Origin of the sequence: Nonomuraea sp. WAC 01424, from assembly GCF_003947315.1 — a bacterium.
GTDB classification, from domain to species: Bacteria; Actinomycetota; Actinomycetes; order Streptosporangiales; family Streptosporangiaceae; genus Nonomuraea; species Nonomuraea spiralis.
Genome location: NZ_QHHZ01000006.1, coordinates 341015 through 361938 on the forward strand (window position 1 = coordinate 341015; position 20924 = coordinate 361938).

General features: G+C 71.7%; 18 protein-coding genes. 7 read left to right on the plus strand and 11 right to left on the minus strand.

The window, feature by feature from the left end; genetic code table 11:
- Nucleotides 1–4: 4 nt before the first annotated feature.
- The 7 genes from DMB42_RS18975 to DMB42_RS53260 form a co-directional block, all read right to left on the minus strand.
- Complete coding sequence (locus tag DMB42_RS18975; RefSeq protein ID WP_260477772.1) at nt 5–844, minus strand: phosphotransferase; 840 nt, start codon at nt 842–844, stop codon at nt 5–7.
- Between the two features lie 5 nt (nt 845–849).
- Entirely contained in the window at nt 850–2721 is a 1872-nt protein-coding gene (locus DMB42_RS18980; protein WP_221762231.1) for an alpha/beta fold hydrolase, read from the minus strand.
- Nucleotides 2722–2776: 55 nt separating this feature from the next.
- Nucleotides 2777–3340 (minus strand): TetR/AcrR family transcriptional regulator, encoded by a 564-nt coding sequence (locus tag DMB42_RS18985; protein WP_125636291.1) that lies wholly within the window; start codon nt 3338–3340, stop codon nt 2777–2779.
- A 93-nt stretch (nt 3341–3433) separates the two neighbouring features.
- Nucleotides 3434–3760, minus strand: coding sequence for a TraR/DksA C4-type zinc finger protein (locus tag DMB42_RS18990; protein WP_125636292.1), 327 nt, complete (start codon nt 3758–3760; stop codon nt 3434–3436).
- A 32-nt stretch (nt 3761–3792) separates the two neighbouring features.
- Entirely contained in the window at nt 3793–4599 is an 807-nt protein-coding gene (locus tag DMB42_RS18995; RefSeq protein WP_125636293.1) for a rod shape-determining protein, read from the minus strand.
- A 240-nt stretch (nt 4600–4839) separates the two neighbouring features.
- Nucleotides 4840–5208, minus strand: a complete 369-nt coding sequence (locus tag DMB42_RS19000) for a hypothetical protein (protein WP_125636294.1) — start codon at nt 5206–5208, stop codon at nt 4840–4842.
- Between the two features lie 374 nt (nt 5209–5582).
- Nucleotides 5583–6017: a hypothetical protein gene (locus DMB42_RS53260; RefSeq protein ID WP_185844737.1), complete on the minus strand. Its 435-nt coding sequence runs from the start codon at nt 6015–6017 to the stop codon at nt 5583–5585.
- A gap of 358 nt (nt 6018–6375) precedes the next feature.
- Between DMB42_RS53260 and DMB42_RS19010 the strand changes: the two genes are divergently transcribed.
- The 3 genes from DMB42_RS19010 to DMB42_RS19020 all read left to right on the plus strand — a co-directional run bounded on the left by DMB42_RS19010 (nt 6376) and on the right by DMB42_RS19020 (nt 9314).
- Complete coding sequence (locus tag DMB42_RS19010; RefSeq protein ID WP_185844738.1) at nt 6376–6906, plus strand: GNAT family N-acetyltransferase; 531 nt, start codon at nt 6376–6378, stop codon at nt 6904–6906.
- A 206-nt stretch (nt 6907–7112) separates the two neighbouring features.
- Complete coding sequence (locus tag DMB42_RS19015; RefSeq protein WP_125636296.1) at nt 7113–7550, plus strand: carboxymuconolactone decarboxylase family protein; 438 nt, start codon at nt 7113–7115, stop codon at nt 7548–7550.
- Nucleotides 7551–7616: 66 nt separating this feature from the next.
- Entirely contained in the window at nt 7617–9314 is a 1698-nt protein-coding gene (locus tag DMB42_RS19020) for a serine/threonine-protein kinase (RefSeq protein ID WP_125636297.1), read from the plus strand.
- Nucleotides 9315–9392: 78 nt separating this feature from the next.
- Here DMB42_RS19020 and DMB42_RS19025 read toward each other — a convergent pair whose 3' ends face one another.
- The 4 genes from DMB42_RS19025 to DMB42_RS19040 form a co-directional block, all read right to left on the minus strand.
- Nucleotides 9393–10268, minus strand: coding sequence for a hypothetical protein (locus DMB42_RS19025; protein ID WP_125636298.1), 876 nt, complete (start codon nt 10266–10268; stop codon nt 9393–9395).
- A 13-nt stretch (nt 10269–10281) separates the two neighbouring features.
- Nucleotides 10282–12933, minus strand: a complete 2652-nt coding sequence (locus tag DMB42_RS19030; protein WP_125636299.1) for a hypothetical protein — start codon at nt 12931–12933, stop codon at nt 10282–10284.
- A 147-nt stretch (nt 12934–13080) separates the two neighbouring features.
- A complete protein-coding gene (locus DMB42_RS19035) occupies nt 13081–13797 on the minus strand; it encodes a hypothetical protein (RefSeq protein WP_125636300.1) in 717 nt (238 codons plus the stop codon).
- A 14-nt stretch (nt 13798–13811) separates the two neighbouring features.
- Nucleotides 13812–14366 (minus strand): papain-like cysteine protease family protein, encoded by a 555-nt coding sequence (locus tag DMB42_RS19040; RefSeq protein WP_125636301.1) that lies wholly within the window; start codon nt 14364–14366, stop codon nt 13812–13814.
- Between the two features lie 161 nt (nt 14367–14527).
- Here DMB42_RS19040 and DMB42_RS19045 point away from each other — a divergent pair, with 161 nt between their 5' ends.
- The 4 genes from DMB42_RS19045 to DMB42_RS19055 all read left to right on the plus strand — a co-directional run bounded on the left by DMB42_RS19045 (nt 14528) and on the right by DMB42_RS19055 (nt 20904).
- Nucleotides 14528–15436 (plus strand): hypothetical protein, encoded by a 909-nt coding sequence (locus DMB42_RS19045; RefSeq protein ID WP_221762232.1) that lies wholly within the window; start codon nt 14528–14530, stop codon nt 15434–15436.
- Between the two features lie 80 nt (nt 15437–15516).
- A complete protein-coding gene (locus DMB42_RS19050) occupies nt 15517–16422 on the plus strand; it encodes an NADP-dependent oxidoreductase (RefSeq protein WP_125636303.1) in 906 nt (301 codons plus the stop codon).
- A gap of 139 nt (nt 16423–16561) precedes the next feature.
- Nucleotides 16562–16714, plus strand: coding sequence for a hypothetical protein (locus DMB42_RS53265; protein WP_185844739.1), 153 nt, complete (start codon nt 16562–16564; stop codon nt 16712–16714).
- A 224-nt stretch (nt 16715–16938) separates the two neighbouring features.
- A complete protein-coding gene (locus DMB42_RS19055) occupies nt 16939–20904 on the plus strand; it encodes a metallophosphoesterase (protein WP_125636304.1) in 3966 nt (1321 codons plus the stop codon).
- Nucleotides 20905–20924 lie beyond the last annotated feature (20 nt).

Here is a 20924-nt window from a genome sequence, read left to right on the forward strand (position 1 = left end):
GCGGTCAGGGGGCGGTCAGGGCGGCGTCGATCGCCACGGCGTGCCGCTCCAGCCACGCCTCGCGCCGCTTGATCCGGTCGCCGACGCCCTCCTCCCACATCCGGGCCCAGCCGCCGCCCTGCTCCTCGGCGATCTGCCGCATCGAGAACCACGACCGCCGGGTACGCAGCAGGGCCACCTCGACCAGGCGTGACCGGTCGGTCTCCGACATCCCGTAGGCGTCGGCGAGCAGGCGGCAGCGGCGCGGCACGTCCACCTCGTGCAGGGGCGGATCGGCGTCGGCGGGGTCGGCCAACGGCGCCCAGTACACCATCGCGTTCATCAGCTCGTCGACCCGGCTCGTCGGCCTGGCCATGTCGAAGTCGATCAGCCCGGCGGCCTCGCCGTCGCGGAACACGATGTTGTCCGGCGTGTAGTCCAGGTGCCCGACCAGCTCCGGCGGGTACGGCGGCGCGGGCGGCATGCCAGGCGGCTCACTGAACCCGAAGTCGGCCCGTACGCCCTCGGGCAGGACGAACCCCGCCACCGCCTCGTGGTAGGCGCGTACCAGCCGGCCCACGGAGGCCAGCCGTTCCTCGTCGGCCAGCCACGCCGGCCTGGGATGCCCGGCGACCTCCCCGGGGACGAAGGTCAGCACCTCGCGTCCCGCGGCGTCGATGCCGAGGAAACGCGGCGCGCCCGCGAACCCGGCCTCCTCCAGGTGCCGCAGCAGCGCGTGGACGAGCGGGGAGTTGGTGCCCACGGGGCGGCGTACGGTGTCGCCGACGCGGACGACGCCCGCGGTGACGTCGCCGCCGGCGAGCGGGATCTCGGGTTGGGGGTCGGCGGGTTCGGTGTAGGTCAAGGAGTTCATCGTTTCCTGACGTTCTGGGGGAGTGGGCCGGTCATGATCTCAGGTGCGGGCGGGGGCGGACAACCGTCCGGGACGTACCCGCGGGCGATCTGCCGGACGATCTCCGCGACGGCGGCCGGGTGGGTGAGGTGCGGGTGGTGCCCGGCGCCCTCGACGGTGGTGACAGAGGCTACGGGGCCCGGGTCGCCGGTCAGCGGGTCCAGTTCGCCGGCCACGAGGTGCACGGGGACCGGGCCGCCGAGCAGCGTACGGAGGGCGGCGCGTTCGGCGGGGCGGTGCGCGGCCCGCAACACGCGCGCGGTGCGCCGGGCGACCCCGGGACGCCGCAGCCCGGCCGCGGCCCCGGCCAGCGCCCGCCGGGCGCCCTCGTCCGGGGTGGCCGGGCCGAGGAGGGCGGTCGTGAGACGGTCGGCGCCGCCTCTCCTGAGGAGGGGGCCGGCGAGCAGCAGGGTGAGCCGGGACGGCTTCCGCTGGAGGAAGTAGGGGGAGAGCAGGACCAGGGCCGCGACCCGGCCGGGGTGGGCGGCGGCGTAGCGGAGCGCGGGCGCGGCGGCGGCCGAATGGGCGACGATCACCGGACGGGTGCGCACCGGCGCCAGCAGCCCGGCCAGCCACTCCAGCGGGCTCGCCGCGGTGGGCGACGAACGCCCCAACCCCGGCAGATCGGCGACCAGGGCGGATGGGGTGCCAGGCAGTTCGTCGAGCAGGGCGTGCCAGGAGTCGCCGTCGAGTGGGAGGCCGTGCAGGAGCACCAGATCCGGCGAGGTGCGGTCCCCGGCGACGTACGTACGCGACCCGGCCACGTCGTGGAAACCCCCGGGACGCGCGGCCGGTGCCGCCCCGAAGCGGTCCGCGACCAGGCGGTCGGCCCAGCGGCGCAGCGCGTCCCCGGCGGGCGGCTGCCGTAGCCCCGCCGAGCGGGCGACCCGGTCGGCCGAGCCCGTGTCGTACCGGTCCTCGGTCAGGAAGCCCAGCGTCTCGGGATCGGCGCCGGTCAGCGCGGACGGCAGGCGGCGGACCAGGGCCACCGGCACGCGGAAGCGCGGCGCGGGCACGCCGAGGTGACCGGCGAGCAGCCGGATCAGGTCCGGCAGGCCGGGCGTGGCGGGGTCGAGCACCCAGTGCAGGCCGCCGGGCTCGGGATCGTGCTCGGGCACGGCGGCCATGAACCGGGCGAAGTGGTCCACCGTCACCACAGGCACGAACGTGCGGGCCCCGCCCGGCAGCGCCGGCAGCCGTCCGGTCCACAGGTCGCGGACCAGCGCGGCCAGCCCGAGGTACTGGCCGGCCTCGCCGGTGCGCGAATGGCCGATGACGCTGCTCGGGTTCACCACGGTCAGCGGTACGCCGAGCCGCGCCGCGCTCACCCGTACGGCCGCGTCCCCCTCGGCCTTGGAGCCCTCGTACGCACCCTTTGTCCGGTACAGGGCCGCCAGTTCGGCCTCCGGGAGCGGGTGGCGCGGGTGGGGGTCCAGTCCGACGCGATACCCCGACACGTGGACCAGCCGGCGCAGGTGGGGCCGGGTGGCGGCCCACTCCAGCACGTTGAGCGCGCCCTCGACGTTGACCGCCCTGGCCTGCTCGCGTTTCATGCCGAAGCGGTAGAGGCCGGCGGCGTTGAACACGTCCCGCGTGCCGGTCAGCCGCCGGTCGTCGGCCGCGCTCAGGCCCAGGCCGGGCCCGGCGGTGACGTCGCCCTCGACCAGTACGAGCCGCGTGGCGTCCACGCCGTGCCCGCGCAGCCAGTCGTGCAACGCGTCGTCCCGGCGGCGGACGACGGCCGCCACCGTACGGCCCTGGTCCAGCAGGTGCAGGACCGTCCATCTCCCGACGAAGCCGGTCGCGCCGAACACCACGGTGTCTTCCATCAGCAATCCTCTCTAGACCGATCTGCATATTCTGCGGGCACGGAAAACCGCCCGCTCACGCCAGCAGCCTGACGAGCTGACGGCGGGCCCGTTCGACAGGAAGGCGGCTACGGCCCGCGCGGGCCAGCACCAGCGAGCCTTCGACCAGTGCGAGCACGGTCGCCGCGAGGTCGTCGGCCGCCTCGTGCCCGCCGCCGCGCAGGGCGTCGGCCAGCCGCCGTTGCCAGCCCTCGTAGATGCCGCCGCAGATCCGCTGCAAGTGCTCGTTGGACGAGGCGACCTCCAGGGCCACGGTCGCCACCGGGCAGCCCTTGGCGTAATCGGCCGCGACCATCCTGTCGGCCAGCGCGTCCAGGAGGGCCGGGACCAGCTCGCGGACGTCGGGGACCGTGTCGGCCAGGTCGGCGATCATGGCGTCGACCTCCCGCCCGGCGGCGGTGAGCGCCTCGCCGACGAGTTGGTCCTTGCCGCCGGGGAAGTGGTGGTAGAGCGAGCCTCGGGGGGCGCCGGCCACCGCGAGCACCTCGTTGAGGCCGGTGCCGTGGGAGCCTTGGGCCTCCACCAGCGTCCGGGCCGCCGCGATGATCCTTGCCCGCGTCTCGTCGCCTTTGACCGCCATGCGGCTCATACTAGACCGGTCTGCATATTTCTGTCCAAGCGGGCCCGGAACCGGCCGCCCGCGCCGGGGGACGCGGGCGGCCGGCCCCGGTGGTCAGGCGGCTTCCTGCCGGCGCTGGCAGTTGATGCAGAAGCGGGCCAGCGGGCGGATCTTGAGCCGTTCGAACGGGATGCCCGCCTCGCAGTGCGAGCAGCGGCCGTACGCGCCGGTGGACAGCCGGTCGAGAGCCTGGGTGAGCTCGGCGATGGCCCGGTCGGCGGTGGCGAGCGAGACCAGCAGCTCCTGCCAGGTGCCGTCGGCGCCGCTGCCGTCCTCGGCCGCGGCCTGGAGGCCCAGCAGGTGGCGGGAACGCCGCTCCAGCTGCTCGTCGATGTCCTGACGCAGGGACTGGAGCTGCACGGTGCTGAGGTGGTCGGTCATCGAATGTTCCTTTCCGCGGGTGGTGCGGGGATTCAGAGGGCGATTACGGGCGCCGCCGGGCGCAGGCACAGGCGCAGCAGGCCGCGGATGGTGGCGTGCTGAGGCTCCGGCGTGGCGTTGACCTGCGTACGAAGGGCCGTGTGCAGGCGGTCGAGCAGCCGCGTCTGCAGCGCGCCCCCGCCCGTGACGGTCAGGCCGTTGGCGCGGGCCGCCGGACGGAGGTGGGCGGGCTGGCGGCGCAGCAGGCCGGCCGTCATCTCCACGACGCCGTCCAGCGCGTCCGGCAGCAGGCCGGTGCTGGTCGTTGCGCTGAGCTGGAGCGCCGCGGCGTCGGTGACGACGCCGCCGCTGACGACGACGACCTCGACGATGCCCGCCCCCACGTCCAGCACCAGGTACGGCCCGGGACCCGCGATGTCCACACCCGCGCCGGCGGCGGCCGCCAGCGGCGCCTCGACCAGCGTCACCTCGCAGCCGGCCGCCTCCGCGACGGCCGTGCGCACCGCCTGGCGGTCGCTGCCCGTCGCCGCCCTCGGCACCCCGGCCATCACGTGCTCCAGCGGCCTGCCTCCGGAGAGCCAGGCGTCCTGCAGCACGAGATGCACGAGCCGCAGGCAGGCCCCCGGGTCGACGACCATGCCGCGCCGGATCGGGCGGACCGGCATCCCGGCCGCGCTCTCCGGCGACGGGACGACGACCGCCGAGGGCCGGTCGGCGATGGCGAACCCGTCCAGGGACAGCGAACGGGTGCGCGAGGTGCCCAGGTCGAGCACCACATGGGCGCGGTGGACCGCGGGTGGTCGCGGTGAGTGTTCATGGACTGATCCGACGTCGGACATGACGATGATCGCTCCTTGCTCGTACGCGGAAGACTCGTACGCGGGACTCGTACGCGAAGGACGAGAGAAAGGGCGTGTCCCGTATCCGGGAAACGCCACGGCGGCGCCCTCGGGCCGTACGGGAACCCGCGGGCGCCGGGCAGCACGAGCACCCGGCACGCGAAGGCCGGGCACACGCGACGACCGGCCCCGCGGCGCGCTTGGCACGGCCGGGAGGCGGCGACTCGTGAAGGAGGAGAGCTAGATCAGCGGCGGGCTGCGCGAGCCCGCCGTGCGGTGCCCGATCTGCTGCGGATCGCGGATCGCGGCCGCGTCCGTGCCGGGCGCCGGGAGCAGCGTGAGATGGGCGGCCTCGGCGTGGCGCATGCCGCGCAGCGGCGGCCAGAGCGAGAGCATGTGGTGCTCACGGCCGCTGGACGCCTGGGGCGGCAGGCTCGGCATCCGGTCGCCGCCCTTGTCCGGGTTCCACTCGTGGCCGGAGGAGAAGGGGTGCGCGGATGTCTGGTCGTCGGCGTAGGAGGGGCCGGCGACCAGCAGGGACAGCAGAACCAGGCCCACCACGCAGCACAGCGCGATGGGGCCTCGTGTGGTTCTCCACGGTCCCGTCATAAGGCCGACCATAGCCCAGGCGGTGAGAAAAGGCATTACCGTCCGTTTCCCGATTCGCAAGGACGGTCCGCGGGGGGCGGGAAGGCGCTTCGGGTGGGGCGCGAGGGGGCTGGGGAGACGCTTGAGGTCTGGCGGGTGGGGTGGCGGACGGGGTGTTCTTGGCGGGGGTGTCGGAGGGCTTCGGCCTGGGGTGAGGTGCGGTCGGGAGGGCTGCTGTCGGCGCTGGCGGCGGGGTTCGCCGGGAGACGTGGCGCGTGGCCGGTCACCGGACCGGGAGCCGGTCTTCGTCCGGTGGCCGGTATGCGTCATGTCGCCGGGGAACCCCGCCGTTTCAGCGTGCGGATGTCTCAGCGGGAACGTCGCCGAGGACTGGTTCAGAAGCCCCCGTCGAAGTTCTCGCCCCACTCGCCCCAGTCGTCGTCGTCCCCGTGGTGCCCGCGGTCGTCCTTGTCGTTGTCGTCGACGTGGTCATTGTCGTGGTCGTGGTCGTGGCGGTCCTTCACCGGCCGGCCGGGAGGGCCCTGCGGACCGCGCTCGCCCTGCGGACCGCGAACGCCGTGGTGGTGGCCATGGTCGTGGTCGTGGTCGTGGCCGCCGCCCCACCAGCCGCCCCAGCGCGGACCCCACCACCAGCGAGGACCGCAGTGGCGCCAGCCGCAGTGGCCCCTCAGGACCGGCTTCTCCCCGGTCGGGCTCTGATACGACGCGGTGGTGGCAGTGCCGGCCTGCGCCGGCATCTGGCCGCCACCGAGCAGCAGCAGCGCGCTCGTGGCGAGCACCGCCGCCGGCTTCTTCATAGTTGATTTCATCGCACTTTCCGTTCAGAGGTTTTGGGAACCGCCGCGGGACATGTCGACTGCCGTCGGTCTCCGGCATGAGCAGTCTTACCCGCGCATTGAGTTCCGAGTTCTGACAAGACAGGCATGAGCTGCTAAAGCTTGACCAGATTTACGAGGGCCCTACAGCCGACTTGTCCAGTTTTTTCGGCATAAGAAGCGGTGGTGTCGCTTTACTGTGACTCGATAAATCCCTAGCACTGTCGTCCATAAGACGCGGCCCTGTCGGAGCATGCGCCGCGAGCGGCCGGCGGGCCGGGCGCCCGGGTGCCGGTTTAGCCGTACGTCCGCTATCGTCACTGTCGTACGCGAACTAGACAGTGAGGTTCGGATGGTGAATCGTACGGAAGTACGGCTGGAACTGATGACCGGCGACGAGGCGCTCGGGCGGCGCGCGGAGCTGATGGACCTCTACCGCGAGGTGTTCACCGGGCCGCCGTGGAACGAGGGCGAGGGCGAGGTCGCCGACTTCGGTGACCGGTTCGCCGTCGACGCCGCGCGGCCGGGTTTCCGTGCCGTACTGGCCTTCGGGGACACGGGGCTCTGCGGGTTCGGGACGGCCTGGACGACGGCGTCGCCGCTGCCGGTCGCGCGCAGCTACGGCAAGGTGCTGGCGGCGCTCGGTCCGGAAGGGGTGGACCGGTTTCTCGTGGGGGCGCTGCAGGTGGACGAGCTGGCGGTGGCCCCGCACGCCCGCGGACGGGGGCTGGCGGGGCGCATCCTGGACCTGCTGTGCGGCGGCGACCGTAGCTGGTTGCTGACCTCGACGGGCGCTCCTGACGCCATTCGCCTTTATGAGCGGCTGGGGTGGCGGCGGGCCGGTGAGAATGACGGGATCGTGGTGTTCACCAACCCCGAGTAAACACGAAGTATCGCGATATCTGGAGCGAACAGGGTGGGTGTCGAATAAGTCGGACATTGCGGTACCGATGAATTACGGTGAAAGGCGGATGAATTTTCCGTAGAGCCCAAAGAATGGCGGTCGAGTGATTTGGGCGATCAGATCTGACTATCTGGGTAGATGTCAGATTTGCCTTTGAGCGCGCTCGAACTCCTATGGTTCACCGCATGACGAACCTTGACACCGGAACCCACCGGGAACAGCAGTACGAGCACGGCCTGAAGGTGCTGCGGGAGATCGACGGCGAGGCCGGGCAGCGAGTCGTGGACTCCCTCGCCGACGTCTCGCCCGAACTGGCCCGCCAGGTGGTCGGCTGGGCCTTCGGCGAGATCTACGACCGTCCCGGCCTCGCCCCCCGCGACCGCCAGTTGGTGACCCTCGGCATGCTCACCGCGCTCGGCGGCTGCGAACCTCAGCTTGACGTGCACGTCAACGCCGCGCTCAACGTCGGCCTGACCCCTGTTGAGATCACCGAGGCCCTGCTGCACTCCGCCGTCTACTGCGGCATGCCGCGCGCGATCAACGCCACGTTCGTGGCGAGGAAGGTCTTCGCCGACCGCGGCCTGCTCCCCGTCGGAGGCGGGGAGGTCGGCGGCAGGGGGTGACGGGCGCAGGGTGACGGGGGCTCGGGGGCTCCCTTCCGACCGGCCGGTCTGTCATGATCGATTGCGATGAGCGTGCAGGCGTTACAGGCGACGGATCCGTCCGAGATCGGCGGTCATCGGCTGCTCGGACGGATCGGCGCGGGCGGCATGGGTGTCGTCTACCTGGCCAGGAGCCGCCGTCGGGGCCTGCTGGCGATCAAGGTGATCCGGCACGACCCGGCCGACGCCGAGGCCATGGAACGCTTCCGCCGGGAGGTGGCCACGCTGCGCGGCCTGCGCAGCCCGTACGTGGCGCCGCTGGTGGACGCCCGGGTGACGACGCCGCCGTACTGGCTGGCGACCGCGTACGTGCGGGGGCCGACGTTGTTGCGGGCGGTGTCGGAGCGGGGGCCGCTGTCGTACGGGCTGTGCCTGCGCCTGCTCGCGGGGCTGGCCGCCGCGCTGGCCGACGTACATGGGCACGGCGTGCAGCACCGCGATCTCAAGCCGCACAACGTCATCCTGTCGCCCGAGGGGCCGCGGCTGATCGACTTCGGCATCGCGCGGTCCCCCGGCCAGAGCACGATCACGACGTCGGGGGAGATCGTCGGCACGCCGGGCTACATCGCCCCCGAGGCCGTACGGCGTGAGCCGATCACGGCGGCGGCGGACGTCTTCGCGCTGGCCGGCACGATCGCGTACGCGGCCACGGGCCGTCCGCCCTTCGGCCGGGGCGAGCCGATGGCGGTGCTCTACAGCAGCCTGAACGCCGACATCGACGTGGGCGGCGTGGATCCGCGACTGGCGGAGCTGATCGGCCGCTGCGCCGCCCGGAACCCGGCGGACCGAATCACCGCCGACCAGGTGGCATCCCTCGCCGCGAACACCGCCGGGGAAGCCGCTGGGCCGTGGTCCTGGGGTGATGACGAGGAGTATCAGGCGCTCGTGGGGGCCGTAGGCCTTGAGGAGGACGTACCGACGGGGGCGGTGACGCGGCGTGCGGGGGCGTCCTGGGCGGGGCGGGCGCTGGCGGCGGGCGCCGTCATCGCGGCCGTCGGCGCGACCGCCGCGATCATGCTCCCCCGCCTCACCAAGCCCTCCACTCCCAACCCCAGCACCGCCACCAGCACCACGACCGCCACCAGCACCACGACCGCCACCAGCACCACGACCGCCACCAGCACCACGACTGCCACCATCGCGCCCGCCGGTGCCACGCCGACCTCCGTTGCCACGACCCCGGCGACCCCGGCGACCGCGTCCGGGGCCCCCGGGGGCGGCGTGGTGACGCAGCCTCCGCCCGGGCCCGCACCCACCGGCCCCGTACGGTGGAGCGCCGTGCACGGGCCCCGATGCGTGGCGGAGTGGTTCTACGCCGACCCCGCCTGGCGTCCCGTCGGCGGCGGCTGGAAGCGCGACGGCTGCGAGGGCGCGGCCCTGGCGCTGCGGGTCGGGAACGAGCCGGCCCACTTCAACCAGGGCGTCAACTGGTACTTCGACACGCGCGGCGGCGCCCGCTGCACCATCGACGTGCACATCCCCGACGACCCCCGCTCGACCGGCCTCGCCTTCTACTACCTGGACGACAACAACACCAACGCGCCGCACCTCGGCCCGCCGGTCACGGTGGACCAGCGCGCCTACCGAGGCCGCTGGGCCCCGCTGGGCACCTGGACGGTCCCGGCCCCCGGCCGGCTCACCGTCCTGGTCGGCAACCAGCCCGTCAAGGCCGACGACACCCACGAGGTGACGGTCTCCGCCGCCCGCGCCCGCTGCCGGTGGTGACAAACAGGACGGTCGGCGCAACGCTGAGGCCGCCGCCGTCTTCGGCCGACCGGCGGCGGCGCAGCCCACCCCCGGGTGTCAGCGCAGTGTCTTGCCCAGGGTGAGCGTCTCCGGGTAGGAGTACTTGACCCGCAGCACGAGCTTCGGCTTGCGCGGCTGGCTGCCGGCGTAGGCCAGCAGGCCCGAGAAGAAGTCGAGGCCGTCGGCGTTCACGCCGACCTCGATGCAGCCGTGGCTGTAGCCCTTGTGTGAGTTGTGCAGGTAGAAGCCGCCGCGCCCGAACATGTTGCCCTTGATCGGGGTGAGCCGGACGCGGAAGGTGCCCCAGTCGGGGAAGACCGGGCCGTTGCCGCCCACGGGGAGGAACTGCAGGCCCTCCTCCGGGTTGGCGACGGCCTTGTCGCCCCGCTGGTTCGCCGCCTCGATCGAGCCCTGGCGGGGGTCGATGTGGGTGAGGAACGAGTACAGGCCCTCGGGCAGCGGGCCGTGGTCCTTGCTGTTCTGCATGGTGCCGATCTGGTGTCCCACCAGGCCCGAGGTGGCGGCGTACAGGAGGGGGCCGGCTCCCCGGAGGGCGGCGGGCATGGATCTGCGCCAGTAGAGGAACTTGCCGGTGTAGACGAGGTCGGCCTCGGCAACGGCGTCCCGGACGTCGAGGTCGAACTGGCCGAGCGTCCTCAGGGCGCCCGTACGCGGCACCTCGACGGCCTCGAAGCGGCCCGATCCCGGTGTCCTGCCGGTCAGCGCGAACACCCGGTACGAGCTTTGCGGGTTGTAGGAGGCCCGGGTCTCCTCCAGGAACACCCGCCCCGGGTCGTGGTGGAAGAGCACGGCATGCACGTTGTCATCGGGTTTCTCCCCCTTCCACATCATCGGCTGGGTCTCCTCGCCCACGTTGAGCGAGACGCGGGAGACCCGGTCGTTCTGGCTCCTCTGGAAGCAGAAGTACGTCATCGGGCCGGCCGCCCTACGAGATCGTCGCGAGGTTGGACGTGAGCGCGATGTCCGTGCCGGACGACGGCGTGTACTCGTGCCATTCGGCGATGAGCGCGCCCTTCTCGCCCGGCTGGAGGATCGGCACGGGGGACTGCGTGCCGCGGTGGGCGAAGCTCAGGCGTTCGACCACGATGTGCGTGGCGTCCGGGATCGCGACGACGACCTGCGCCTCCTGGATGCGGCGGTCGTCCTCCACGTCCAGTACGACCGGCAGCCCGACGACGAACGCCGAGCTGTTGCCGACCTTGATGTTCACCGGGTTCGGGCTCGGCGCGAGGTCCGACGACGACGTGGTGAAGGCCGCGTCCTGGATCCGGGTGGCCGCCCGTTCGGGGTTGGCGGGCGGGATGCCGGGATAGTTGCGGTCGTCGTAGGCCGCGATCTCCTGCGCGATCGTCAGGTACGGCCCCGGGACCGGCGCGCCGACCGCGCCCCCTTCGGCGAAGCGCATCCACTCCTCCTCCCAGCCCTTGCGTACGGTGAGCACGATCCGCGCGCTGCCGGCCCGCAGGAACGCCTGCCTGGTCGGGTCGGGATGCCGCAACTGCCGGATGAACGGCCAGCTCGGCGGTACGTCCCAGAAGTAGGAGTAGAGGAACGTCACCACGTTCTCCCACTCGATCGCCTGGTTGATGAAGCGCACCAGGTCCTCGTGCCGCCGCAGCAGCGACCACTGCTCCGGGCTGAGGCCGAGGCTCGGGCCGTCGAAGCCGATGCCGTGCTGGAGGTCCACGTGCGCGGCGAGGAAGGCGGCCAGGACGTCGGCCGGCATGAAGTCGAAGTCGCTCCCGAGGATGAACCGCAGGACGCACTTCATGATCTCGTCGCTCTCCTCGCGCCGCAGCGTCAGGGTGTCGACGTTGGCCAGCTTCTCCTCGATGGCCGCGATGCGCGCGGCGATGTCCTCCTGCTCGGCGAAGTACCTGGTCTGGGCCGCGTTGTAGAGCGTGTTCCAGACGTCGGTGCGCCACTGCTCGACGGCCTCGGAGGTGAGGTCGAGCCGTACGCCGAGCCCGACGAACACCCGCTCGGAGTGGTGGAAGAAGAAGGTGATCTTGTGGCGGCCGGTGAAGCCGCGCATGTAGGGCGTCGTGCCGTCGAACGACATGATCCGGTGGTCGCGGATGATCAGCGCGTCCGACAGGTTGCGCCAGGTCGGCTCGGAGCGGGCGCCGATGACGTCGAAGTTCATCTTGTCGTCGGAGTCGTCCTTGCCGACCTGGGCGTCCAGCATGATCTCCCGGATGTGCGTGCCGCCGGGCACGTCGAACTCCAGGTCCAGGAACCACCAGTTGCCGTCGGTGTTGACGTGCGAGCTGACCGTCAGGGGCGTCGGCTCCTCCGGGTGCGGCCGTACGGTGACGCCGTGCCGATCGGCCAGCCACTGGTACTTCGGGACGCCGGTCGGGGACGGGTCGCCGTTCTGGTCCACCAGGTCGGTGGTGATGTCGGAGTGCCTGACCGGGAACACGAACGGGCCCTGCTGCGCGCGCAGCAGTTCGAGCTCCGCGTACGCCCGCCGCATCGACGCCCCCGGCTCCGGCACCGCGATGTCGTACGTCAGGCGCAGCCCGTACCGGTAGAGCCTGACCCGCCACTTGCGCATCAGGCTGAAGTAGTCGATCCGGACGGGGTCGTTCCCCGTGTTCTTCAGCACGCGGGTCGAGGTCTCCTCCGAGCCCGTCACGGTGGTCGTGGAGATGGTCACCTTGTGCTCGCGGCGGGAGCGCGAGGACGCCTTCTGCGTCGTGGCGCGGGCGTGCTTGATGCTCTCGGCGGCCGAGGCCGACTCCGAGCTCTGCGCGGTGAACCCGGTGGTGCTGGAGCCGGAGATGATCGGGATGCCGCCCTGGACCGTGCCGGTGATGTTGAACTGGTTGGAGTGCTGGCTCTGCGACGACGTCGACTGCGACAGGTCGGTGTTGTCGGTCACGCCCGTCTCGCTGACCTCCTCCAGCGAGTCCGTCACGATGGTGGTGAACTCCTTCGAGGTGACCGACCACTCCTTGTGCGTGACCGCCGTCTGCTCGCCGGGGGCGAGCGGGATGGTCGAGACGAGCTCGCCACGCTGGATCCCGATCGGGACCATCTCGATGCGTTCGAGGTTGAGCAGGCCGATGGGCGGCGCGGCGGTGTTGACCGTCAGGCCGCGCAGGGCCACCGCGGCGGTGTTGAGCGCCTGCGCGGCCCGGACGGCCGCGTCCCGCTCGCCCGCGCTCTCCGCCTCGCGCAGGCGTTCGGCGCGCAGCTCGATGAGCGTCCCGGCGAACAGGGCCAGCTCGGCGGCCGGCACCCGCGACAGCGCGGCCGGGTCGGGGCGCGGCGCCGCGACCGGCTGCCACTCGAAGCCCTTGAGCAGGTCGAACGCCTCCGCCGAGACGCCCGGAGGTGTGCGCCCGGCGCCCTGGAGGCGGTCGCGTACCTCGTCGGTGTCGCCGGGGGACAGCGCGAGCTGCCGGACCGCCCCCAGCTTGACGATGCCGCCGCCCGCGTCGTCGTGCGCCGTGGGCACCCGCAGCGGTACGAGCGTCCCCTTCAGCACCTCTCGCGCGGAGTTGTCCAGCACCGGCGCGGTAGGCGGGGACGGCGGACCCGCCGCCGCCCCGCTGTGGATGTCTGCCATGGTCGTCCCCCCTCGTGGATGAGCAGCTGTCCCGCCATGGTCGGGCCGCGTGCCGATGGACGGCATGAGTAATCGCTACTCAAAAGGGGTGGCCCGCGCCGCCGTCCGAGATGGCCGACGGAGGCGCGGGCCGTACAGATGATCTTGTCAGGAGCTGCGCCCGCGCAGGACGCGGATCGTGATCCCCGCGCCGAGCAGGACCACGGCGCCCACGACCCAGGGCAGGGGGGTGCCCCCCGGGCCGGGGACGCCGTAGCCGCCCGCGTAGCCGTCCCTGGCGTAGGCGCTGCCGGGGAGCTTGGCGGCGTAGCGCTGTTGTGCCAGCCGCCGGTAGTCGGCCACGGGGACGCCCGCCGGGCCGAGCGACTGCGTGGCCTCGGCGTTGAGCGGTACGACCCTGCCGTCGCGCAGGGCGTACCAGGCGTTGAGCTGCGGCTCGCGGAACACGGTGCCGGTCTGGCTCCCGTACGTCTGCTCGTCGCTGCCGCCGGCGATGTTGCTGACCACCCACGCGCCCCGGCGGTCGCGGGTCGTCCAGACGGAGGCTGTCTGGCCGTCCGGCGCGGTGGCCTGGGTGGCGAGGAAGGCGAACCGGGCGATCTGCGTCGACCGCCCGGAGACGAAGTCGGGATTGAGGTCGTTGACGGCGACCGTGGGCCCGTCGAAGCGCGCCGCCACGGGGGCGAGGCTGGTCTGCCGGCCCTGGCCGGCGAAGAAGCGGCCGACCGTGTCGCCGGCGCCCGCGGCGGCGGCCCTGGCGGCGTCGATGTCGGCCTGGGTGGGGGCGCCGGGGTCGGGCAGCGCGGGGCTCGGGACCCACAGGAACAGGGCGGTCAGGGCGGCGACCGCTGCGAAGAGCTTCATACCGGTGGCCTCCTTCACGCGCCGATGTAGTCGAGCGAGTGGGTCCAGAAGAACGAGGAGTTCGAGACGTAGTAGCTGTAGGTGGACCAGTTGTAGCGGGTGCTGGACGGCCACGGGTTGCCCCAGTACACGTACGACGAGGTCTTGTCGTAGCCGTAGATGACCTCCATGTGGCCGCCGCCGCTGGTCCACTGGATGCGGGCCATGATCGGGCGTTCGGCGTCGATCTCCCTGACGATGGCGGCGTAGGTGAGGTAGTCGTAGACGTACACGCCGGGGTTGATGCCGATCTGGCGGAAGGCGGTCTGGTCGTTGCCGAGGGTGGCCTGGTTGTTCGGGCAGCTCGTGTTGACGCCGCGGTTGAAGGCCAGGTTGCAGAACTGGTTCTGGCTGTAGGAGTACCCGTAGTAGGCGGCGACGGAGTTGCCCGTCGCGGCCCAGCACCAGTTGGAGTACTGCTGCGACTGCTGGGTGAAGTTCAGCTTGTACGAGGTCGCGGCGTCGGCGGGGGCACTGCTCGCGATCCAGGTGGCCGCCGCTAGGGCGAGGGCCACGGCCAGGCGGAACATAGGCGCTCCTTCTGCTGGGGGGTGCTGCGAAGGATGTTCGACCTGCGGTGATGGCCGTACAAGGGGGAGCGGATTTCCCTGACAGATCACTGTGGAAGGTGACATTTCATGACGTTCATGAAGTGATGACGAATCTGTGGAAATCTGTGAACATTCACAGCGTGGCGGATGAGCTCCAGGCCGCGCTGCGCGCGGGCCCCTTTCACGTAGCCCTGCGGGCCGCGGTCGGAGCGCGCGGGCTGACCCTCGAACGGTTGCGCCACCGGCTGGGGCAGCGCGGCCTCCACGTCGGGGTGAGCACGCTGAGCTACTGGCAGCAGGGCCTGCGACGGCCCGAGCGCGAGGAGTCGCTGCGGGCCGTACGGGCCCTGGAGGACATCCTCGACCTGCCGCCGCGCTCACTGATCGAGCTGCTCGGGCCGCCGAAGCCGCGCGGCCGGGCGCCGGGGGTGGCGTACTCGACCCTGTTCCGGCCCGCGCAGGTCGTGGCCGCCATGCTGGACGAGCTGGACGCGGTGGCCGACGACCGCCGCCTGCACATCGCCGTCATGTACGAGTCGCTGCGCATCGGCCCCGACCGCAGCCTCACCGTCCGGGAGACCACGCAGGTGGTGCAGGCGCACGAGGAGGGCGCCGACCGCTACATCATGATCTACCGCGGCGACGCCGGCTGCGACGTGGACCGGGTCACCGTCGCCGCCCTGGAGGACTGCCGCGTCGGCCGCGTCACCAGGGACGGCGCGACGGCGACGGTGGTGGCCGAGCTGCTGTTCGACCGCGCGCTGCGGGTCGGGGACACCCACGTGCTGCGGTACGAGATCGCCGACCGCAGCGGCGCCGAGTCCTGCTTCTACGAGCGCGGCTTCCGCTTCCCGGCCGGCCAGTACGTGCTGCGCGTGGCCTTCGACCCGGCCGAGCTGCCGGTACGCATCCACCGCTTCGCCCGGCGCGGTCCGGGCGGCGACGAGCTGACGGCGTCGGAGCTGACGCTGAACTCCCAGCACGCCGTCCACCTGATGGCCGCGGCCCTCCAGCCCGGCCTGGTCGGCATCCGCTGGGCCTGGCCCTGACCGGCGCGTCCCTGTCACACCTCGGCCCGCTGTCCCGTCCTGTCACCGATGATGACGATGAACGACGGAAGGCGATGACGATGAGAGCAGCACGCGTTCACCGGCCCGGCGGCGAGCTCGTCCTTGAGGACGCGCCCATGCCGTACGGGGCCACCGGCGACGTGGTCGTGCGGGTGCACGCGGCCGGTTTCGTCCCGGACGAGCTGGACTGGCCGGGCACGTGGACCGACCGGGCGGGCCGCGACCGCGCGCCGTCCGTACCCGCCCACGAGGTCGCCGGCGTGGTGTCCGAGGTCAGGTACGGCACCACCGGCCTGTCCGCCGGCGACCGTGTCTTCGGCCTGACCGACTGGCACCGCGACGGCTGCGCGGCGGAGTACGTGGCGGTCGAGGCCCGCAACCTGGCCCTGATCCCCGAGAGCCTGACCTTCATCCAGGCGGCCGCGCTGCCGCTGGCCGGGCTGACCGCCTGGCAGGGCCTGTTCACGCACGGCGGCCTGGAGGCGGGCCGGACTGTCGTCGTCCACGGCGCGGGCGGCGGCACGGGCACGCTCGCCGTCCAGCTCCCCGGCGGGGCCGGGGCGCACGTGATCGCCACCGGCCGGGGGAACGTCGCGGGCCTGGCGGCGGAGCTGGGCGCGCACGAGTTCGTGGACCTGGAGCGGCAGTCGTTCGCGGAGGCGGTCGAGCCGGTCGACCTGATCTTCGACACGATCGGCGGCGACCTGCTCGCCGGGTCGGCGGCGAAGGTCAGGCCGGGTGGCGTGCTCGTCTCGATCACCGCGCCGCCGCCGGTCGTGCCGGAGGAGGGGCGGGCGGCGTTCTTCATCGTCGAGCCAGATCGCGTCCAGCTCGCCGAGCTGGCCAGGCAGGCGGGAGCGGGCCTGCTGCGCGCCCACGTGGGCGCGGTGTACCCGCTGGCCGAGGCGGGGCAGGCGTTCCGGGCCAAGCGCGGTGTGCCGGGGAAGGTCGTGATCGAGGTCTGAGGCCGTCGCAAATGTGCGGATATTTCGGGTCATTGAGGAAACCTTGACCGGCCTGCCGTATGACCGTCCGGGCCCTGGGCACGCGCAGTTACGGAGCCGAGCGACCCGCTGACTCCCCGTATCGAAGGAAGGAACCGTCATGCCGCAGAACAAGGCCCGTAAGACGAAGAGTAGCGACAAGGACAAGGACAAGAGCCGGAACTCCTCGACACAGAGCCGCAGCACCACGGAGAAGAAGCCCTCCGGGGCCAAGCCCCAGGACTGGAAGAACGCTCCGGGGCACCAGAGCTGAGCCTGACCGGCACGACGGCGTGACACCCGGCCCGCGGGCCGCGGGTCACGCCGTCTCCTTCTGTCGGGGTTGTTCCTGTCTGATGACAGATGACCAGAATGAGGAGACAGTTCCCCGTCCCTTCAGTCTCTCCATGCACAACGTTCACCCGTGCGCTCCAACGTGTCCGCTCGAAGGGCACGCCGGAATCATCGGCTGCCCCGTGAACGTCATGGAAGGACCCGATGCAGCCGATGGCAGCACGACAATTACTGGGCGGACTACGGCGTAAGGGACGGCTCGCCGCCGCCACCGCCGCCGCCGCGGTGCTGGTGAGCAGCATCGTGACGGCGGCGTACGCCGACCCGGGGGAGCAGGGCCGAGGCCGCCCGACCCCCACCCCCACGAGCACCCCCGCCGCCCCGCCCGCGCTCACCCCCGCCACCGGCTCGTACCTGGAGGGAACGGCGAAGGTCGCCGCGGTCCCGGTCACCGCCGGGGACAGCGTCACGAAACTCGACATCGACGGCGCCCCCGTCGAGGCCACGAAGACGGTCGGCGTCTCCAAGCTGGCCTTCGAGGTCGGCTCGAACTCCACCGAGGCGCAGTACCACAGCTACGTCCTGGTCAACGGGTCGTACAAGGCCGAGATCGGCGACTTCGTCAACCAGCGGGCCACCATCGAGATCCCGAACGCGAACCTGGTCAAGGGCGAGAACACCGTCGAGATCGTGGTCGGCACGATCCAGTCCTCCTGCGGGCTCAACCACGACGACTTCGTCCTGTCCGACGTGGGCCTCGAACTGCTCGGCGAGGTGGCCGACGGCGAGGACAACCCGTACACCTTCAACTTCGGCGACGGCTCCTGCGGCAGCAACTCCACGCTGCTCAAGCGCGCCACGCTCAAGTTCTTCACGCAGTCCGACCCGCAGGGCACCACCGGCCTGGCCGCCGACGTGGACACCACCAAGCTGTCCAACGGCGAGCACGTGATCGCCGCCGCCACCGCCGCGGGCGCGACCGTCAGGAACACCGTGACGGTGAACAACGCCCCGGCGGGCGCGCCGCGGCTGATGCCCACCGACGGCACGCTCGTGGCCGGCGCCAAGACGGTGTACGCGACCGTACCGGCGGCCGGGACGGGCGGCGTCGAGTCGCTGACCGTCGACGGCGCCAAGCCGGTCACCAGGCCCACCCTCGGCAACGGCGCCGCCATGCTCGCCTTCGACGTGGCCGCGGACCCGATCGAGGACAAGTACGACAACTTCCTGCTGGTCAACGGCAAGCGCATCGACCTGGGCGGCACCTGGACGAGCCGGCGCGTGACCATCGCGGTCCCGGCCAGGTTCCTGATCCCGGGCGAGAACACGATCAAGGTCGTCACCGGCGACTACAAGGAGTCCTGCGGCGTCAACCGCGACGACTTCACGATCGCGAACCTCGCCCTCACCCTCGACGGCGCCACCGTGACGGGCAAGGACATCAAGCCGTCGTACGACCTGGGCGACGGCGACTGCGGCAGCGACCAGGCCCGCCCACGCGAGGCCGAGCTGCGCTACACCCTCGACGCCCCCGCCGTGCACGTCGTCCAGACGCTCGGCTCGGGCCAGGCGACGCTCGGCTTCACCGTGGGCAGCAACTCGATCGAGGCGCGTTACCAGAACTTCGTGCTGGTCAATGGGCAGAAGGTGGTGCTCGACGGCGACTTCGTGAGCCGCCGGGTGGACCTGCCGATCCCGAACGAGTACCTGGTGCCCGGCTGGAACACGATCGACTTCGTGGCCGGCACGTACCCCACGTCCTGCGGCGCCAACCGGGACGACTTCACGATCTCCAACATCAGCCTCACCCCGGCGCAGGGCACCGCCGCCGGCCAGATGCTCAAGACCTCGTACGGCATGGGCGACGGCAACTGCGGCGACACGGTCAACCCGCTGACCGAGATCGACCTGGAGTTCCTGGTGGACGCCCCGGCCCGTGGCCTGCGCGCCGACCTGGACACCACCGCGATCAAGGACGGCCGGCACACCCTGGCGGCCAAGTCGTCCAGCGGCGAGACGGCCAGTCGTGTCCTGATCACCGACAACTCCGCGCCGAAGGTCGCGCGCAGCGTCCCCGCCGCGGACGAGCGGATCACCGCGTCCGTCATCCTGGACGTCACGCTCGACGACGCCTCCGGAGTCGTGTCCGGCCCCGACGTCAAGCTCGACGGACAGCCCGTGGAACTCGGCGTCCAGATCGGCCCCGGGCTGAAGGCGGGCCGCCACACCCTGGCCGTCACCGGCGTCGACGGGCTCGGCAACACCGCCGCCCAGGAGATCGTCTTCGAGTCGGCCGGCATCCCCGACGTCCCCGCTGAGCTGACCCCCGCCTCCGGGACCGCCGACGTGTCGGACCCCGTCACGCTCTCCGCCAAGGTCGGCGAGCCGGGCGGGGGCCAGGTGACGGCCACGTTCTCCGAGGCCAAGATCCTCAGCCCGGACGAGGCGTACCAGGGCACGGCCCCGGCGCTGCCGACGACGTTGCGGGTGCCGGGCGAGCAGCGGGTCAAGGCCGACGGGCTCGAACCCGGCGACGGCCGTACGCTCGACGCCCCCACCGGCCGTGACCTCGTCTACCAGCGGTACGACGTCAAGGTGCAGGGCCACGTGGACCAGCCCGTCCTGCGCTGGGAGGGCGTCGCCGACCCCGAACGACTGGTCTCGCTGCGGGCGTGGAACACCAAGGCCAAGGCGTGGGACCTGCTGACCAGCGCCCGCGGCGCGGCCGACGGCAAGACGGTCCTCACGGCCGTCGTCGGCCAGGACCACGTGGACCGGCAGCAGGTGCACGTCATGGTGACCGCCGAGGACCCGTTCGCCGACGACATCGACGCCGGTGACCCGAACGGCTTCGCCGACCCCGCGACGTACGACTTCTCGCTCGTGCACCTCACCGACACCCAGTACATCTCCGAGGGCGCGGTGGAGCAGGAGACCGCCGAGGAGCGCGCGGTGTGGGAGTCGGCCTACTCCGGCATCGTCAACTGGATCACCGCCAACAAGGACCAGCGCAAGATCTCCTACGTCGCCCACACCGGCGACATCATCGAGAACAACATCAGGAAGCCCGCCGACGAGGCCACGCAGCGCGAGGTCGTCGGCGAGTTCGAGGTGTCGTCGAAGCAGCAGCGCGTGCTCGACGAGGCCGGCATCCCGAACGGCGTCATCGCCGGCAACCACGACAACCAGTCGGGCACCGAGGACGGCCCCGGGGCGATCTACAACAAGTACTACGGCCCGTCCCGCTACCAGGACGCCTCGCGCGGCTGGCAACACGCCAAGTACGGCGGCCCGTGGAAGGAGGGCGACAACCAGAACCACTACGACCTGTTCTCCGCGGGCGGCCTGGACTTCGTGGTCGTCGGCCTGTCGTACGGCGTGACCAGGGACGAGGCCGAGTGGGCCGACTCGATCTTCAAGAAGTTCCCGGACCGCAACGGCATCCTGCTCTCCCACGACTACCTCGTGCCGAGCACCAACCCCGACGGCCGCGGGGCCGGGTTCTCCGCCCCCGACGGCTCGATGCTCTACAAGACGGTGGTCGAGAAGAACCCGAACGTCTTCCTCATCCTCGCCGGTCACGAGCACGGCGTGGGCACCAATGTGAAGCCGAAGGTGGGCCAGGTCGGCAACGGCGTGGTCGAGCTGCTGGCCGACTACCAGTTCTACACCGTCTCGGCCGACCGGCTCGGGCTCACCGAGATCGGCGGCTACAAGCCGGACGACCAGCTCCAGTTCGGGGCGAGCTACTTCCGGCTGCTGCAGTTCAACGTCAAGCGGGCCGAGCTGAGCGTGGACACCTACTCCCCGCTGCTCGGCGACTTCGGCGCCGGCGAGTTCGACCCGCTGCGCCGCTACGACGGGCGCGAGGACAACATGGTCCTGCCCGTCGATCTCACCACCCGGACGACGAGCTTCCAGACCGACTCCCTGGCGCTCTACAAGCCCACGAAGATCATCGGCAGGAGCACCGCCGCCTCGGGCCAGGTCGCCTCGGTGACCTGGAAGCACCTCAAGGACGACACGGCCTACGCCTGGTTCGTCACGGCACGCTCCGCGGGTGGCGGCGTCACCGCCTCCGAGCCGAGCGTCTTCGTCACCAAGGACGAGCACGGCCGCCCCGGCAAGTGGGGACCGGACTCGCCCATGTACCGCTGGTTCACCCGCTGATCCGGCTCCCTCCGCCGCCC

Coding starts and splice junctions, on each gene's coding strand:
- DMB42_RS18980 (WP_221762231.1), bottom strand. CDS start 2,721: ATGGAAGACACCGTGGTGTTCGGCGCGACCGGCTTCGTCGGGAGATGG.
- DMB42_RS18985 (WP_125636291.1), bottom strand. CDS start 3,340: ATGGCGGTCAAAGGCGACGAGACGCGGGCAAGGATCATCGCGGCGGCC.
- DMB42_RS18990 (WP_125636292.1), bottom strand. CDS start 3,760: ATGACCGACCACCTCAGCACCGTGCAGCTCCAGTCCCTGCGTCAGGAC.
- DMB42_RS18995 (WP_125636293.1), bottom strand. CDS start 4,599: ATGTCCGACGTCGGATCAGTCCATGAACACTCACCGCGACCACCCGCG.
- DMB42_RS19000 (WP_125636294.1), bottom strand. CDS start 5,208: ATGACGGGACCGTGGAGAACCACACGAGGCCCCATCGCGCTGTGCTGC.
- DMB42_RS53260 (WP_185844737.1), bottom strand. CDS start 6,017: ATGAAATCAACTATGAAGAAGCCGGCGGCGGTGCTCGCCACGAGCGCG.
- DMB42_RS19010 (WP_185844738.1), top strand. CDS start 6,376: ATGGTGAATCGTACGGAAGTACGGCTGGAACTGATGACCGGCGACGAG.
- DMB42_RS19015 (WP_125636296.1), top strand. CDS start 7,113: ATGACGAACCTTGACACCGGAACCCACCGGGAACAGCAGTACGAGCAC.
- DMB42_RS19020 (WP_125636297.1), top strand. CDS start 7,617: ATGAGCGTGCAGGCGTTACAGGCGACGGATCCGTCCGAGATCGGCGGT.
- DMB42_RS19025 (WP_125636298.1), bottom strand. CDS start 10,268: ATGACGTACTTCTGCTTCCAGAGGAGCCAGAACGACCGGGTCTCCCGC.
- DMB42_RS19030 (WP_125636299.1), bottom strand. CDS start 12,933: ATGGCAGACATCCACAGCGGGGCGGCGGCGGGTCCGCCGTCCCCGCCT.
- DMB42_RS19035 (WP_125636300.1), bottom strand. CDS start 13,797: ATGAAGCTCTTCGCAGCGGTCGCCGCCCTGACCGCCCTGTTCCTGTGG.
- DMB42_RS19040 (WP_125636301.1), bottom strand. CDS start 14,366: ATGTTCCGCCTGGCCGTGGCCCTCGCCCTAGCGGCGGCCACCTGGATC.
- DMB42_RS19050 (WP_125636303.1), top strand. CDS start 15,517: ATGAGAGCAGCACGCGTTCACCGGCCCGGCGGCGAGCTCGTCCTTGAG.
- DMB42_RS53265 (WP_185844739.1), top strand. CDS start 16,562: ATGCCGCAGAACAAGGCCCGTAAGACGAAGAGTAGCGACAAGGACAAG.
- DMB42_RS19055 (WP_125636304.1), top strand. CDS start 16,939: ATGCAGCCGATGGCAGCACGACAATTACTGGGCGGACTACGGCGTAAG.